At 34.3% G+C, this 16,376-nt stretch carries 16 protein-coding genes; 15 read left to right on the top strand and 1 reads right to left on the bottom strand.

Going from position 1 to position 16,376, the window contains the following annotated elements; genetic code table 11:
* Nucleotides 1-7 precede the first annotated feature (7 nt).
* From glgD to AC1VAQ_RS15315, 11 genes are all read left to right on the top strand, one after another.
* Nucleotides 8-1,117 carry a glucose-1-phosphate adenylyltransferase subunit GlgD gene (glgD, locus tag AC1VAQ_RS15365; protein WP_302598470.1) on the top strand — a complete coding sequence of 370 codons (1,110 nt, stop codon included), beginning with the start codon at nt 8-10 and terminating at the stop codon, nt 1,115-1,117.
* Between the two features lie 187 nt (nt 1,118-1,304).
* Complete coding sequence (gene spoVG / locus AC1VAQ_RS15360; protein WP_302598468.1) at nt 1,305-1,610, top strand: septation regulator SpoVG; 306 nt, start codon at nt 1,305-1,307, stop codon at nt 1,608-1,610.
* 165 nt (nt 1,611-1,775) lie between these two features.
* Nucleotides 1,776-3,140 (top strand): bifunctional UDP-N-acetylglucosamine diphosphorylase/glucosamine-1-phosphate N-acetyltransferase GlmU, encoded by a 1,365-nt coding sequence (glmU, locus tag AC1VAQ_RS15355; protein ID WP_302598466.1) that lies wholly within the window; start codon nt 1,776-1,778, stop codon nt 3,138-3,140.
* A gap of 115 nt (nt 3,141-3,255) precedes the next feature.
* Entirely contained in the window at nt 3,256-4,212 is a 957-nt protein-coding gene (locus AC1VAQ_RS15350) for a ribose-phosphate diphosphokinase (protein ID WP_302598465.1), read from the top strand.
* Between the two features lie 350 nt (nt 4,213-4,562).
* Nucleotides 4,563-5,036, top strand: coding sequence for a hypothetical protein (locus AC1VAQ_RS15345; protein ID WP_302598464.1), 474 nt, complete (start codon nt 4,563-4,565; stop codon nt 5,034-5,036).
* Between the two features lie 104 nt (nt 5,037-5,140).
* A complete protein-coding gene (locus AC1VAQ_RS15340) occupies nt 5,141-6,961 on the top strand; it encodes a menaquinone biosynthesis decarboxylase (protein WP_302598463.1) in 1,821 nt (606 codons plus the stop codon).
* Nucleotides 6,951-7,820 carry a UbiA-like polyprenyltransferase gene (locus AC1VAQ_RS15335; RefSeq protein ID WP_302598462.1) on the top strand — a complete coding sequence of 290 codons (870 nt, stop codon included), beginning with the start codon at nt 6,951-6,953 and terminating at the stop codon, nt 7,818-7,820. The genes AC1VAQ_RS15340 and AC1VAQ_RS15335 overlap by 11 nt, the downstream gene beginning before the upstream one ends.
* A 14-nt stretch (nt 7,821-7,834) precedes the next feature.
* Entirely contained in the window at nt 7,835-8,407 is a 573-nt protein-coding gene (locus AC1VAQ_RS15330) for a UbiX family flavin prenyltransferase (RefSeq protein WP_302598461.1), read from the top strand.
* Nucleotides 8,408-8,410: 3 nt separating this feature from the next.
* The gene (locus AC1VAQ_RS15325) at nt 8,411-9,367 is read left to right on the top strand and encodes an ABC transporter substrate-binding protein (protein ID WP_302598460.1); all 957 of its coding nucleotides are present in this window, start codon (nt 8,411-8,413) and stop codon (nt 9,365-9,367) included.
* A gap of 89 nt (nt 9,368-9,456) precedes the next feature.
* The gene (locus AC1VAQ_RS15320; RefSeq protein ID WP_302598459.1) at nt 9,457-10,215 is read left to right on the top strand and encodes an ABC transporter ATP-binding protein; all 759 of its coding nucleotides are present in this window, start codon (nt 9,457-9,459) and stop codon (nt 10,213-10,215) included.
* Nucleotides 10,193-10,936: an ABC transporter permease gene (locus AC1VAQ_RS15315; RefSeq protein ID WP_302598458.1), complete on the top strand. Its 744-nt coding sequence runs from the start codon at nt 10,193-10,195 to the stop codon at nt 10,934-10,936. The genes AC1VAQ_RS15320 and AC1VAQ_RS15315 overlap by 23 nt, the downstream gene beginning before the upstream one ends.
* 111 nt (nt 10,937-11,047) lie before the next feature.
* Here AC1VAQ_RS15315 and AC1VAQ_RS15310 read toward each other — a convergent pair whose 3' ends face one another.
* The gene (locus tag AC1VAQ_RS15310; protein ID WP_479904123.1) at nt 11,048-12,103 is read right to left on the bottom strand and encodes an FAD:protein FMN transferase; all 1,056 of its coding nucleotides are present in this window, start codon (nt 12,101-12,103) and stop codon (nt 11,048-11,050) included.
* Between the two features lie 217 nt (nt 12,104-12,320).
* Here AC1VAQ_RS15310 and AC1VAQ_RS15305 point away from each other — a divergent pair, with 217 nt between their 5' ends.
* From AC1VAQ_RS15305 to AC1VAQ_RS15290, 4 genes are all read left to right on the top strand, one after another.
* Nucleotides 12,321-14,195, top strand: a complete 1,875-nt coding sequence (locus AC1VAQ_RS15305; protein WP_479904122.1) for an FAD-dependent oxidoreductase — start codon at nt 12,321-12,323, stop codon at nt 14,193-14,195.
* A 114-nt stretch (nt 14,196-14,309) separates the two neighbouring features.
* A complete protein-coding gene (locus AC1VAQ_RS15300; RefSeq protein ID WP_302598455.1) occupies nt 14,310-14,711 on the top strand; it encodes a NusG domain II-containing protein in 402 nt (133 codons plus the stop codon).
* Between the two features lie 9 nt (nt 14,712-14,720).
* Nucleotides 14,721-15,236 (top strand): Gx transporter family protein, encoded by a 516-nt coding sequence (locus AC1VAQ_RS15295; RefSeq protein WP_302598453.1) that lies wholly within the window; start codon nt 14,721-14,723, stop codon nt 15,234-15,236.
* A 71-nt stretch (nt 15,237-15,307) separates the two neighbouring features.
* Nucleotides 15,308-16,273 (top strand): polyprenyl synthetase family protein, encoded by a 966-nt coding sequence (locus AC1VAQ_RS15290; protein WP_302598452.1) that lies wholly within the window; start codon nt 15,308-15,310, stop codon nt 16,271-16,273.
* The last annotated feature ends 103 nt before the right edge of the window (nt 16,274-16,376 follow it).

The raw sequence follows: 16,376 nt of genomic DNA, 5'->3' as shown, positions 1-16,376 counted from the left end.
GAATGAAATGAGAGCTATTGGTATTGTATTAGCTGGTGGTAAAAGAACAACACTTGGAGTGCTTACAAAGCAAAGAAATGTAGCGGCTATGCCAATTGGTGGGTCATACCGCTCTATAGACTTTGCACTTAGTAACTTAAGCAACTCAGGTATAAAAAAAGTAGCTGTTATCTCACAATATAGTGCAAGATCCTTAGCCGACCATATTGGGTCATCTAAATGGTGGGATTTCGGAAGAAAAAAGACTGGGCTTTTCTTGTTTACGCCTAATATGGCTAGTCAAGATTCTTTTAGTTTTAGAGGAACAGCAGACTGTATTTATCAAAACATTGAGTTTCTTAAGAAAAGCAATGAACCATATGTTGTAATTACATCTGGTGAAGAAATTTATAAGATAGATTATGAGAAGGTAATTAAGTATCATGAACAAAAAGGTGCAGATATCACTATTATTTATAAGGATATGAAAACCTATGAAGTGCAAGACTATGGTGTAATTGGATTAGATGAAAATGATAGAATGTTAGAGTTTGAAGAAAAACCAATAGATCCTCAAAATACCACAGTATCTCTTGGGGAATATGTAATCGGTAGAGAGCTGTTAATTAGATTACTTGAGGAACTAGAAGCGGACGGCAGATATAGTATTGTTAATGATATTATTATGAGATATCGTAAAAAATTAAAAATTTATGGCTATCGTTATGAGGGCTACTGGAGAAGAATTAGAGATATTCCAGAATTTTATCGCATTAATATGGATTTCTTAACACCAGAAGTAAGAGGATTATTCTTCAATGAATATCCTTATATTTCTACAAAAGCAAAGGATGAACCACCTGCTAAGTTTAACACGCAGGCAAAAGCTGTGAATAGCATTATTAGCGGTGGAGATATTATTAATGGTCAGGTTGAAAGCTCTGTACTCTTTAGACGTGTATTTGTAGGTGAGGGTTCTGTTGTTAAGAATTCCATTATTATGGAAGGGGCAACGATTGGTAAGGGCTGCGTTATAGAGAACGCTATACTAGATAAACAAGTTTTTGTATCTGATGGCCAAAAGGTTATCGGAACTAAAGACAAGATTATTTTATTAGAGAAAAGAAATATTGTTTAAAGTGCACAAAAAACAATTAAAAAAATGAAAATTCTAGTTGGTTAAAAATAAAAAAATAATGGAATTATGAGCCAAAAGAAAAAAATATTGACTATTTATTGAAAATATCTTATAATTCAAATAATAATAGATATATTAATAGGATAGCCAACAAAAGGCACTAGATAAAAACAGGGAGGATTTGCTCATGGAAATTACAGATATCAGAGTAAGAAAAATTAATAAAGATGGAAAAATGAAAGCTGTTGTATCAGTAACATTTGATAATGAATTTGTTGTACACGATATTAAAGTTATTGAAGGAGATAAAGGACGATTCATTGCTATGCCAAGTCGTAAAACACTTGATGGGGAATTTAGAGATATAGCACATCCTATTAACTCAGAAACAAGAGATCGTATTCAAAATCAAGTTCTTGAAAAATACGAAATGATTTTACTTTCTGATGAAGTAGCTATTGCTGATGAAAGTGATTTAGATATCCAAGAATAATTACATATCTATTGTGAGGATGTTGTAGATGTTACAACATCCTTTTTTTTGTGTAGACTAGAAAAGTTGATTTTTAGAAAACAGGATGATTTTAGATAAGTATTGCATAAAGTATAATAAGGTGAGAAAATACAAAAGGAATAAAATCGTGAAAGGAAGAGTAAAATGAAAACAAAAGCATTAATACTTGCAGCCGGTCAGGGTACACGTATGAAATCAAATGAACTTAAAGTACTCCACAAGGTTTTTGACAAGGCACTTGTAGAATATCCTATTGCAGCTGCTGAGTATGTAGGAGTAGACGAAATCTGTATTATTATTGGGCATAAAGCAGAGAATATTAAAGCTAAACTTGGAGAAGGTATGACTTATGTGCTTCAAAAAGAGCAATTAGGAACAGGCCATGCAGTGATGCAAGCGAAAGACTTTATAAAAGATGCAGATGAAGTACTTATTTTATGCGGTGATACACCACTTATTACAGGGGAAACACTAGAAAAAATGTTAGCATTCCACAGAAGTCAAAATAATGCTTTAACAGTATTATCAGCTATTATGGATGATCCAACGGGTTATGGACGTATTGTAAGAGATGAAAATGGGCATTTACTAAAAATCGTTGAACAAAAAGATGCAAATCTTGAAGAACAAAAAATTCAAGAGATCAATGGTGGAATGTATGTGTTCAATGGTAAACTTCTTGATTACGCCTTATCAAAAATTACAAACCAAAATGCACAAAATGAATATTACCTTACAGATACTATTGAGATTTTACGCAATGAAGGCCATCTTGTAGATGCAGTAGCAACAGAGGAAAAGGATGATATTGCTGGTGTAAATTCAAGAGCACAACTTGCTGGTGTAACAGAGGTCATGAAACAACGTATTAATGCAAAACATATGGCAAATGGGGTAACACTTATTGATCCTAATAGCACATATATTTGCCCAGATGTAGTTATTGGTAAAGATACAATTATCGAACCAGGCTGTATGTTAGAAGGGAAAACAGTAATTGGAGAAGGCTGCCGCATTGGTTACCATTCTAAACTTAAAAATGCTGTGCTTAGTAATAATGTAGATGTGGAAATTAGCGTAATTTTAGATAGTAGTGTAGATGAAGGTACACACGTAGGCCCATTTGCTTACATTAGACCAAACTCTCATATTGGTAAAAATATCAAAGTTGGCGATTTCGTAGAAATCAAAAATGCTAATATTGGTGATGGAACAAAGATTTCTCACCTTACTTATGTAGGAGATGCAGATGTAGGACAAAATGTAAACTTTGGTTGTGGTACAGTTGTTGTAAACTATGATGGTCAAAAGAAACACCGCACAACAATTGGGGATAATGCCTTTATTGGGTGTAATACAAACCTAGTATCACCAGTAACTGTAGAAGATAATGCTTATACAGCTGCAGGTTCAACAATAACTGACACAGTACCTAAAAATAGTTTAGCAATTGCTCGTGCAAAACAAGAGAATAAACTAGAATGGGTTACAAAAAAACGCCAAAAATAAATAAAAACATAGTATATTGTCACGAAAATGAATGTATGCTTTGCATTTTGTATACAATCATGGTATAATGTTTTGCGGAAAACACGGTCGTTATATTGAAGGAGGACTAACTCAAATGATTAGAAATTACACTGATATTAAAGTGTTTACTTGCAACGCGCACCCACTACTTGCTAAGGAGATTGCTCAAGGATTAGACGTGACTCTTGGTAAATCAGAAGTTATGAAATTCAGCGATGGTGAAATTAGCGTAAAAATTGACGAAAAAGTACGTGGTACTGATGTTTATATTATTCAACCAACATCAACACCAGCAAATGAACATCTTATGGAATTATTAATTATGATTGATGCTATGAAACGTGCTTCTGCGGGACGTATTACAGCGGTTATTCCATACTATGGTTATGCAAGACAAGACAGAAAAACAAGAGCAAGAGACCCAATCAGTTCAAAACTAGTAGCAGATATTCTTCAAACAGCAGGTGCAGACAGAATTCTTACAATGGACTTACACTGTTCACAAATTCAAGGATTCTTCAACATACCAGTAGATCACTTAGTAGGTATGCCACTTTTAACAAAATACTATGCTGACAAATTAGGCGATCAAGTTGATGATGTAGTAGCTGTATCTCCTGACCTTGGTAGTGTAGGAAGAGTTAGAGCATTTGCAACTAAATTAGATATACCTCTCGCTATTATTGATAAGAGAAGACCAAAAGCTAACGTATCTGAAATCATGAACATCATCGGTGATGTTTCTGGTAAACGTGTTATCTTAGTAGATGATATGATTGATACAGCTGGAACAATTTGTAATGCAGCTAACGCACTTAAAGAAAGAGGTGCAACAGCAGTTTACGCTTGCTGTACACATGGTGTTCTTTCAGGTCCAGCGATTGAGAGAATTGAAGCTTCAGCTATTGAAGAACTTGTAATTCTTAATACAATTGCTATTCCAGAAGAAAAGAAAATCAGCAAAATCAAAGAGATTTCAGTAGCTCCTATTTTTGCAGATGCTATTAGACGTATTCACGAAGATTTATCAGTATCTAAATTATTTGATTAGTATAAGAAAAAGCCACCTCTTAATGAGGTGGCCTTTTTGTGTGCGAAAAATTAGCGAGGAATTGAAAACGATATATTGTTCATTATTTTATAATAATAAAACAATGAATAATAATTAACGATATGGAAAAGCTATAACTTTTTTTGTATACGACTATATTAAAAGAAGAATATCTTAAAGTTGGGATGAAAACCTTGAAAAAACAGTGGTTGAGTTGAATACAAATAAGAAGCAATACTTAAAAAAGGTGTACATAAAATTGATAAATAGTTAACAAAAATATTGAAAAAGGAAAAAGTATGTTATATAATGATGAGGAAATAATTGACAACAATTATCTGGAGGGTATTATGAAAAAATTTGCAGTATTAGCATTAGTATTAAGTTCAATGTTAGCTTTCACAGCTTGTGGTGCTAAAGAAGAAGCACCAGCTACAACACCAGAAACATCAGTTGAAGCTACAGAAACTACAGAAGCAGCAGAAACAACAGAAAAAGTTGGAGAAGTTGCTGATGAAAAAGGAAAAACAGTTGCAACAGTAACATTCGAAGGTGAAACACCAGTAAGTGTTAAATTCGATTACATTAGTGCAGAAGATGGTTCAAGCAAATATGAAGCAGCAGCAGCTGGTACATATAACATGGGTGAAGGAAGTACACCATGGAATGAGCAAGTAGATGCACTTGCAGCATTCTTAGCAGAAAACAACTTCGATTTATCAGCAGTAACACTTATTAATGAAGAAGGAAACACAGATGCAGTAACAGGTGTATCTATTAAAGTTCCAGCTTTATTAGAAGCAGTTGCAGAAGCTTTAAAATAATAATTTAGAAAATCACCCATTTGGGTGATTTTTTGATTTAGACCAAATATCAGATAAAAATATAAGAGTGCGGTAAATAATAAAAATTAGGAAGGAGGCAGAATATGGCTTATAAGGACTTGCAAAGTTTCATTTCTTTACTTGAGAAGAAGTGTTTATTAAAACGAATTCAAACAGAAGTAAGCTATGAATTAGAAATTACAGAGATAGCAGATCGAGTTTCAAAGGCAGAGGGGCCTGCTTTATTATTTGAAAATGTAAAAGGGTCACCTTATCCTGTACTTATTAATGCTATGGGCAGTTATGAGAGAATGGCATTGGCTTTAGGGGTAAGTGAAATCAATCAACTAGAAAGGGATATAAGAGAGCTTATTGATATCAATAGTTATTTGGGGGTAAAGAAAGCTATTAAAGCAATTCCTAAACTTAGTAGACTAGCTACAGTTTTTCCAATTAAAGTACCAGGTAAGGGGAAATGTCAAGAGGTTATAGAAAGAGGGGATGCTGTAGATTTATTTAAGCTCCCTGTACTTAAGTGTTGGCCAGAAGATGCAGGACGTTTCTTTACGTTACCGCTTATTTTTACGAAAGATCCAGAGACAGGGACTCAGAATGTCGGCATGTATCGTTTGCAAGTGTTTGATAAAAATACAACGGGTATGCATTGGCATTTGCATAAAGATGGCCGTGAAATCTATGAAAAGTACCGTAAGTTAGGTGGGAAGATGCCGGTATCAGTAGCATTAGGTTGTGATCCAGCTATTACGTATGCAGCAACGGCGCCATTACCTAAGATGATTGATGAGATGATGTTTGCGGGTTATATTCGAAAACGACCTATTAAGATGGTGAAGTCTATTACCAATGATATATTTGTGCCTGCCTCAGCAGAGTTTGTATTAGAGGGATATGTAGATGTGAATGAGGATTTACACTTAGAAGGCCCATTCGGGGATCATACGGGATATTATTCTTTAGCGGATTATTACCCTGCCTTTCATGTAACATGTATAACGCACCGTAAAAATCCTGTATATCCTACGACTATTGTTGGAAAACCACCGATGGAGGATTGCTATATGAGTAAGGCGACAGAACGCGCATTCTTGCCGCTTTTACAAATGGTATTTCCTGAGATTGTAGATTTGAACTTGCCATTAGAAGGCGTATTTCATAACTGTGCGATTATAAGTATTAAAAAACGTTATCCGGGACATGGGAAAAAAATAATGAATGCACTTTGGGGAATGGGGCAAATGATGTATACCAAGATGATTATTGTGGTAGATCAAGATACAAAGCCACAAGATTTAAATGCAGTATGGTCACAGATTTTGCAGCAGTGTGATATGAATCAGGACTTAGTATTTTCTAAAGGACCGTTAGATGCCTTGGACCATGCTTCGGATACTGCTTTTTATGGGACACGCTTAGGGATAGATGCTACGAAGAAGCGTATAGAAGAAGGAAAAAGAGTACCTTTTAAGGAAAAGTTATTTAAAAGTAACAAGGTTGAAAATGAACTGAAGCAACAATTTGCAGAGATTGTTGCGGTAAATTGCCCAGAGCTAGGTGTATTTTCAAACTGTATTATTGTAGCCATTAATAAAACCAAGAGCCAGCAAGTAAAGAATCTAGTCGCCAAAATGTGGCAAAAAGAATGTTGTCATGGGGCTAAGATGATTATTGTGGTAGATAAAGAAGTTTCACCAAATGACTTATCTACTGTGGCTTGGAAAATATTTAATAATATTGATGCGCAAAGAGATTTAACATGTTTAGATGGAGAAAGCGTATGTGTTATGATTGATGCTACTAAAAAGGGTGAATTAGATGGACATACAAGAGTTTGGCCAAATGATATAGAAATGAGCACAGAAATTAAGCAGTTAGTAGACTCTAAGTGGAGGGAATATGGTATTTAAAAAGGTTTTTAAGAAGATACATGACTATGGCATTTTAGTGATGTTTTCGCATACGATTTTTTCATTTTCTTTTGCGTTAATAAGTATGCTTTTAGCTGCAAAGGGATTACCGGATATGCATACGCTTATATGGATTATAGTGGCCTTTATGGGAGCTAGAACAGGTGCAAATGCTATTAATAGAGTAATTGATGCAGAAATAGATGCTAAAAATCCAAGAACGGCTAATAGACAAATTCCACAAGGAAGTATGAGTAAGAAGGAAGCTATGATATTTAGTATCGCATGTTTTGTGATATTTGAAGTAGCAGCATATAAACTTAATTTACTCTGTTTTATTTTGTCACCTATAGCATTAGCTATGATGATTGGCTATTCATATACAAAACGCTTTACTTGGGCATGTCATATTGTGTTGGGTATTACTTCGGCTATAGCACCAGTAGGGGCTTGGATTGCTACGACAGGAAGACTAGGAATTATGCCACTTATATTAGGCGCGGCTAATTTCTTATGGGTAGCAGGATTTGATATTATCTATGGCACACAGGATTATGAGTTTGATACGCAAAATGGTATTTATTCTATTCCTGCTTACTTTGGTATTAAAAAGGCATTATGGATTTCAAATATCTTTCATATTTTGGCTGTAATATTACTTGTTTTAGTAGGCATTTTTTCAAATTCTCTAGGAATAATTTTTTATATAGGCATTATGATAATAAGTGTGCTTTTAGTTATTGAACATCTTTCAGTATCACATGAAAATTTAAAAAAAGTAAATTTTGCTGCTTATAATTTAAATCAAATTATTAGTCTTACATTTTTAATAATGACAGTATTAGATATCTTTGTATAAGAAGGAGAACGACTATGAAGTTAGCTGTGGGCATTACTGGAGCATCCGGAAGCATTTATGCTAAAGTGCTAGTAGAAGCGTTGTTAGAGCAGGACATTGTGGTTTATGTGGTTATGACAGAAACGGCTAAGGCTGTTTTTCAATATGAATTAGATGAAACTCCAGAAGAGTGGATTGAGCGCCTTAGTAAAGCAAATGAAAATCAAATATTCTTAGAAGATAATAATAATATTTTTGCGGGTATTGCATCAGGTTCCTTTGGGATAGATGGTATGATTGTCTTGCCATGTTCTATGGGAACACTTTCGGATATTGCAAACGGTAGTGCTAAAAAGTTATTAACAAGAGCTGCGGATGTATGTTTGAAGGAAAGAAAGAAATTAATTATTTGTCCAAGGGAAACACCTTTAAGTCGCATTCATTTAAAAAATATGTTAGCGATTGATGAGGCTGGCGGCATTATTTTGCCGGCTATGCCAGGATTTTATCATAAACCTCAAACTTTAGAAGAAATCATTAAGTTTGTAGTTGGAAAAGTTTTAGATGTGATGGGAATATCACATGATTTATTTGAGAAATGGAGTTAGACAATGAGATTAAAAAAAGTTTTAGGATTATTGCTAGGTATGACGGTAGCAGCAACGATGATAGGTTGTGGAAATGGTGCAGCTGATAATCAAACTGAGCAAACAGAATTACAAAAAGTAGTACTGGGAACTATGCCTTCTGCTGATGCAGTGCCTTATGGTATTGCTAAGGAAATGGGATTCTTTGAAAAGAACGGCTTAGATGTTGAGATTCAAACATTTACTTCAGCTAAAGATAGGGATGCGGCTATTCAAGCTGGTGAACTAGATGGCATGATGATGGATTTAACAGGTGTTTCTTTATTGAAAGGAAATGGTGTACCTATTAAAGTAGTTGAACTTACACAAGGTGATTTTGTGGTGATGGCAAGTGCGGAGTCTGGCATTACAGACATAGCTAGTTTAAAAGGACAAGTAGTAGGTGTGTCACATAATACGCTGATTGAACTTGTAACGGATTTAGCTTTATCAGATAATGGTTTAACAGTAGGAGACGTTATAAAAGAAGAAATCGCAGCAACGCCAGTTAGAATGCAACTTTTAATGGAAAATGGCATTCAAGCTGCAACACTTCCACAATCATTTGCAATGAGTGCTAGTATGGGTGGAGCGACTAAAATAGCAAGTTCAGCAGATATGGGTTACCAATTTGGTGTATTGGCATTTATGGAAGAAGTGATTGATACAAAGCAAGATGTTATTAAAGCCTTTAATACAGCTGTAGATGAGGCGATTGAATATATTAACAATAATGACTTAGAAACTTATATGGATATTGTAATGGCGTATACAGGTTATAGTGAAGAGGCAAAAGAAATTATTGAATTACCAGAGTATGCACCAGTAGCACTTCCAAGTGAAAAAGATATTACAACAGCTCTTGAATGGGTAAAGGCTAAAGGGCTTGTGCCAGATACACTTGCTGCAAGTGATATTGTAGTAGAAACAATCATTAAATAAATTCAATAGATAGCGAGGTAGAGGTATAATTCTACCTCGTTTGTATTATATAAAAAAGCTTTAAGAATTTTAAAAGGAGATAAGACAATATGTTGCAGATTCAAGATTTATCCGTATCCTTTAATCAAGAATGTGTATTAGAAAAGTTTAGTGTAAACCTAGAAAAGGGAGAAATTTATGCCATAATCGGACCTTCTGGTTGCGGTAAATCTACTTTGTTAAAAGTATTAGCAGGTATTATTAAAAAGTATGAAGGAAAAATCACTATAGATGATGAAATATTAACAAGTAAAAAACAGACTATAGGATTAATTCCGCAACACTATGGGTTATTACCTTGGAAAAAAGTAGAGCAAAATATATTGCTTGGTTGCAAGATTAAGAAACAAGATTTGGGAGCAGAACGAAAAAATATAGAAAAGTTAATAGAAGTATTAGAGTTAAAGCCATTGCTCAAAAAGTATCCCAATGCATTAAGTGGTGGACAAAAGCAAAGAGTAGCCATTGCAAGGGCCTTTGCAATGAAACCAGAATTGCTTTTGATGGATGAGCCTTTTTCGGCTTTAGATGCAATTACAAGTGAAAGAGCACAGGCGTTATTTTTAGATACTTATATGGCGCATCAAGTAACGACTTTATTTATTACACATAATGTAGAGGAAGCTGTTTATCTAGGTAAATACATTATTTTGCTTTCAGATAAGCCCTGCAAGATTATAGAAGTAATAGAAAATCCAGCATTTGGTATGAAGAATGCTAGAAGTAGTGAAGCCTATTATAAGAAGGTGAAGGAAGTGAGAGAGAAGATTAAAGGGGCGTGGGAACATGAGACAGAAGTTGATAAGTAAATTAAAGTTATTTATAGGTGGTTTTTTGACCCTAAATATTGTGTGGTATATAGCGGCGCTCTTAATAAATCGTAAGATATTGGTAAATCCCCTTAGTGTATATAAGGATTTGCCAGAGTTAATGCCTAACTTAGGTAGACATATATCTGCTTCAATGATGAGGATTTTTTGGGGCGTCCTTATTGCAAGTATAGTGGGAATAGTAATAGGAATTCTGCTAGCTTATTCTAAGAAGATTAGTAGATTTTTAAACCCATTTATTTATTTTGCTTATCCAATCCCTAAACTGGCGTTATTACCTGTTCTAATGCTTTTGCTAGGATTAGGGGATGCCACTAAAATTGCTATGGTTGTACTTATTATAGTATTTCAGATTATAGTAGCTGTAAGAGATGCGGTTTTAAATATTCCTGATGAAACCTATCATATTTTAATTTCCAAGGGGGCAAGTTATGGTCAGATTTTACGATATATTACACTTCCGGCTATTCTGCCAGAGTGTTTTACAAGTCTGAGAATTGCCATTGGAACAGCTATTTCAGTCTTATTCTTTACAGAAACCTATGGGACAAGAGAAGGTTTAGGCTACTTCATAATGGATGCTTGGATGCGTCTAGATTATACAGCAATGTACGGTGCTATTATTATACTAAGTTGTATAGGCTTTTTATTATTTATGATTATAGACCTTTTAAATGAATATATGTGCAAATGGAAGTGAAAAGGAAGTGGCACAAAATAGAGTGCTAGCCACTTGGGCAATACTAGTTTACACACTCTATAATCTGTGACACTTCCTTTTAGAAATCAGATAACGTTGCTTTTTGAAGTTTTAATTAAGTGAAGAGATGGTGAAGTTAGGGTTTGTTAGTACAAAATTATCTAGTACACCTGAAGAAAGGAATATCTTATAATCAGTTGTAACGAAGATTGCATCAACACCATCTAGTGATTCAATAAACTGCAAGCCGTCTTCAACGCCTTTTGAAAAGACAGCTGTGGAAATGGCATCGCCATCAATAGAATAATCACTGATAATGGTAACGCCGGCAATTTCATTTGTATAAGGGTATCCAGTTTTAGGATTTAAGATATGGTGATATTTGATACCATCTTGTTCAATGAAGCGTTCATAGATACCAGAAGTAACAATAGACTTGTTCTCCACCTGTATACGACCAATAATATTCCCTCTTGGATTAAATGGATCTTGAATGCCTACTGTCCAAGGCTTATTGCCTGGTTTATTGCCTAACATATAAAGATTGCCACCTAAGTCAATAATGGCATGTTCCACACCTTCTGCGCGTAAAAGTGTAGCAACTTCATCGGCGGCATAACCTTTTCCAATGCCACCAAGGTCAATAAGCATACCAGGTGATTCTAAGAAAACTGTTTGAGCAGCTTCATCTAAAATGACCTTTTGATAATCAATAAGAGGAAGTTTTTCTATTATTTCTTCTTTGCTTGGAACACGTGCTTCTGGAAATCCAATATTCCATAACTTAACAATAGGTCCTACAGTAATATCAAAAGAACCTTCAGTTAAGGCACTATATGTAAGACCTTTTTGAATAACGTCAAGGGTATCAGCATCAACTTGAACAGGAGATTTTCCAGCTTCTTGATTGACTTTATCTAATAAGGTGCCGGTTTTGTTAATGCTAAGCGTATCTTCTAGCTGGGCGATACGATTGAAAGCTTTATCTAATATTTGCTCTGATTGATGGTCGTAAAGAGAGATACTTACCGTAGTACCTAACATAAATTCTGTACGACGAAGTGGTTCTGTGGTAACTTGTGTCTGACCACAAGCTGTGAAAAATATAACACTAATAAATAATGTTAATAGTGAGAATATAGTTTTATTTGAGGTTGAATTGTTCATTTGTTGCTCCTTAATTGGCAATATTATTAAAATATACCCTGTAAAATAGGCATTTTTATTATAACTCTAAATATAAGTTTAGGAAATAGTAATTGAGAAACAAAAATTATTGTATGAAACATGAAAAAGATAGTAGACTTTTTAACAAAAATTGGGTATATTAGATAAGGTGACATAAAAAATACTAGAGTAAGATAAAAACATAATGAGGTGAACTATGACTAATAAAACAAATATTGTTATATTAGGTGCGGGCTATGCAGGCGTACATGCAGCAAAAAAGCTTGCTAAAAAGTATAAAAAGAATCAAGATGTTACAATTACGTTAATTGATAAAAATCCATACCATACCTTAATGACAGAATTACATGAGGTAGCTGGGGGAAGAGTACCAGAAGAATCAGTTAAGGTAGAACTTAGTAAAATCTTCCACAGAACAAAAGTTAATGTGGTTGTTGATTACATAGAAAATGTAGATACAAAGGGTCAAAAAGTAACAACAAAACATGGTGAATATGCATACGATTACTTAATGATCGGTATGGGAAATGAACCAACCTACTTTGGTGTAGAAGGTGTAAAAGAGAACGGATTTAGCCTTTGGTCTTTAGAAGATGCACTAAAAATTAGAGAACATATCGAATATAAATTTAAACAAGCTTCTCTTGAAAGATCAGCAGAAAAAAGAAAAGAAATGCTTACTTTTGCAGTAGCAGGTTCAGGGTTCACAGGTATTGAAATGGCTGGGGAACTCCTTGAATGGAAAACAACGCTTGCACGAGAATATAGAGTGGATGAAAGTGAAGTTTCACTTCTTGTTATTGAAGCTGCGGGTACAATTCTTAATATGTTAGATCGTAAACAAGCTGATAAAGCTGAAAGATATATGATAAAACATGGTATGCGTATCTTAAAAGATAGCCCAATCGTAAAAGTAACACCAGAAGAAGTTACTTTAAAAAGTGGTGAAATCATTAAGACACAAACACTTATTTGGACATGTGGTATTCAAAATAATGAAGATTGTACAAAATATGGCCTTGAAGAATCTAGAGCTAGAAGACTTCAGGCTAATGAATATATGCAATCTACTAAACATGAAAATGTATACTTAATTGGGGACTGTGCTTACGTAGAAGAAGAGCCAGGTAAAGGAAATCCTCAAATTGTAGAAGCAGCAGAACAAACAGCTACAACAGCAGTTAAAAATATCATTGCTTCTATGGAAAACAAAGAAAAAGTTAAATTTAAATCTTCATACCACGGGTTCATGGTATCAATTGGTGGTAAATACTGTGTAGCAAACCTTATGGGAATCAAACTTTCTGGTTTCTTTGCTATGGCAGCAAAACACTTAGTAAATATGATTTACTTATTTGGTGTACTTAATGTCCATGCTGTATATCACTACTTACAACATGAATTCTTTGATATGAAAGAAAATAGAACAATTCTTAGAGGACATTTAGCGTCTAAAGGAAATCGTTTATGGCTCATTCCTCTTAGACTTTACATTGGTTGCCTATGGCTCCTTGAAGGACTTGCTAAACTTTGCGGACCAGAAACATGGGATGCAGCAGTAAATACTTTATTTACAAAAGGTCAGTGGGCATTTACGATTGGTGCAGATAGCTGGGTTAAAGCAGGTAATATTAATATGCCATTTTCATGGTTACAAGATGGTTTAACAGGTGCTTCAGCAGCAGTTGAAGGTGCAGCAGAAGTAGCGACACCTATTTTAAGCAGTATGCCTAAATTCTATGAAGCAATCATGAAAGTTATGATTCCTACACCAGAGATGGCAAACTTATTCCAAATTATGGTTGTTGTAATGGAAATCGGTATGGGACTTGCGCTTATTGCAGGACTCTTCACATTCCTTGTCTCAGCAGCTTCAGCATTTATGACAATTAACTTTATTCTTTCAGCTATGGCTGGATGGGATATCTTATGGTACACATTTGGTTCAATTGCACTTATGAGTGGTGCAGGTAGAACATTTGGTCTTGACTATTATGTAATGCCATGGATTAATACAATCGTAGGTAACTGGTGGCTTGGAAAGAATAAACATATATATAGTGAAAAATAAACAATAGCATAAACCTGAATTTCGCCTTACAATAATAATGTAAGGCGAAATTTATATTTAGAGTATGTTGGCAAATTATAACAAAAGAGATTTTTTTTGGAGGATTTATTTTAAATGAAAGTAATGATGAAAAAATGGGATAAAATTATTATTGTCATATTACTTGTCATTTCTTTTCTTCCTTATTTATTTATAAAGACTTTTTTGATAGGAAGCTATGATAAAACTTATGCATACATTACGGTAAATGGTGAATTTTATAAAGAGATACCACTTACAGGGCAAGTTAAGCATAAGGAATTTCTCATTGAGACAACCAAAGGAAGTAATAGAGTTGTTATTGAAAATGAAAGTATTGCTGTAGTTGAGGCGGATTGTAGTGATGGTATTTGTGAAGAGTTCGGCTTTATAAGTAAGCCTGGAGAAATAATTGTTTGTTTACCTCATAGTGTCTATATAGAGGTAAGAGGACAGCAAGAAGAAAAAGATGATGAGATAGATATGAGAGCATATTAGGAGTAGGCGATGAAACAAACAAGACATGTAATGTATATGTCGTTACTTGTAGCAATAGCCCTTGTTTTACATATTGTGGAGCGAAGCATACCGGTGCCTTTTGTGACGCCTGGCGCAAAACTTGGACTTGCCAACTTAGTAACGGTAATTGCACTTTATACGTTAGAGCGTAAAAGTGATGTGATTAAAATTATTGCAACAAGAGTTATTATGGGGGCACTTTTTGGTGGGAGCATTTCAGGACTTATGTATGGAAGTATGGGTGCATTACTCAGCTTTATAGCAATGGTAGGTGTAAAAGATATTTTAAAGGATAAAGTAAGTATCATTGGTGTAAGTGCTGCTGGAGCGGTGTTTCATAATATAGGTCAGGTTATTGTAGCTTGCCTTATTGTACAAAACATTGGGGTTGTACTGTATCTGCCGTTTTTATCAGTAGCAGGTATTGTTACAGGTATTTTTGTGGGAATTTCAGCAAACTATACAGTAGAACATATGTATAAGTTACCATTTTTTAAGGTGTAAAGAATTTTAAAATAAGGTGCTGTAAAGCAACGAGGTCATAATATAGAGTAATAGAAATGAGGATGTAAACAATGCATGCAATCTGGAATCAGTATCCAGAGATACAACAAGAGCTTTTAAAAGTAATTGCGTTAATGGAAGAAAACGCAAAATGTAAGGATAAGGTTATAGAGAATTCTATTAAAGATATGGTTCATTCTACTGGGAAAATGTTAAGACCAGGATTTACAATTATAGCCTCTAAATTTGGAGAATATCTTTCGAATCGTACAGTGGCTATGGCATCAGTAGTAGAACTTTTTCATATGGCAACATTAGTACATGATGATGTTATTGATGATGCGACATTAAGAAGAGGAAAAGAGACAGTACAGTCTAAATACGGCAAAGAATATGCTGTATATATTGGTGATTATCTTTTTTGTGTTTGTTTTAAAATATTAGCACAAACAGCATCACTTCACAGTATTCAAATGGATAGTCGTGCAATGTCTAAAATTTGTTTAGGTGAAGTTGAACAGCTTAATTCACGTTTTAATAAAGAAGTTTCTGTGAAAAATTACTTGGTGAGAATAGCAGGAAAGACAGCAGAACTCTTTTCGTTAAGTTTATATATTGGGGCAGCAGAAAGTAATTGTGATAAACAGCTTTCAAGGCTATTTTGGAATATTGGTCATAATATTGGTATGGCCTTTCAAATTATTGACGACTTATTAGATTACACAAGTAGTGAGGAGATATTAGGGAAAGATAGTGGACATGACCTTAAAGAAGGGAATTATACATTACCACTTATTTATGCTTTAGAAAAGAAACCAGCAGATTTAATAGCTTTGTTAGATAAGGAAGTTTATGAAGCAGAGGATATTAAAAAGATTATTGAATTAACTAAGTTTTATGGTGGCATTGATAAGGCAAAAGAGTTGGCTCAAAAGTATACACAAAAAGCATTTAAACTTATTGACAGATTACCTGATAATGAATATAAGGTTATGCTTAAAGAAATCACAAGAAGTTTATTAGATAGAAGATATTAAATAGAAGATATTGAATAGTAAGGGGCGTTGCACTTAGTGCTACGGCCCTTTTGTGGTGTGCCCAGCATGGGCGTAGTCTAACGGGTGAAAGTCCCGAGTGTGG

Source organism: Cellulosilyticum sp., assembly GCF_982396655.1.
Note: the sequence above shows the minus strand (reverse complement) of the source record. Positions and strands in the feature narration are given on the sequence as shown.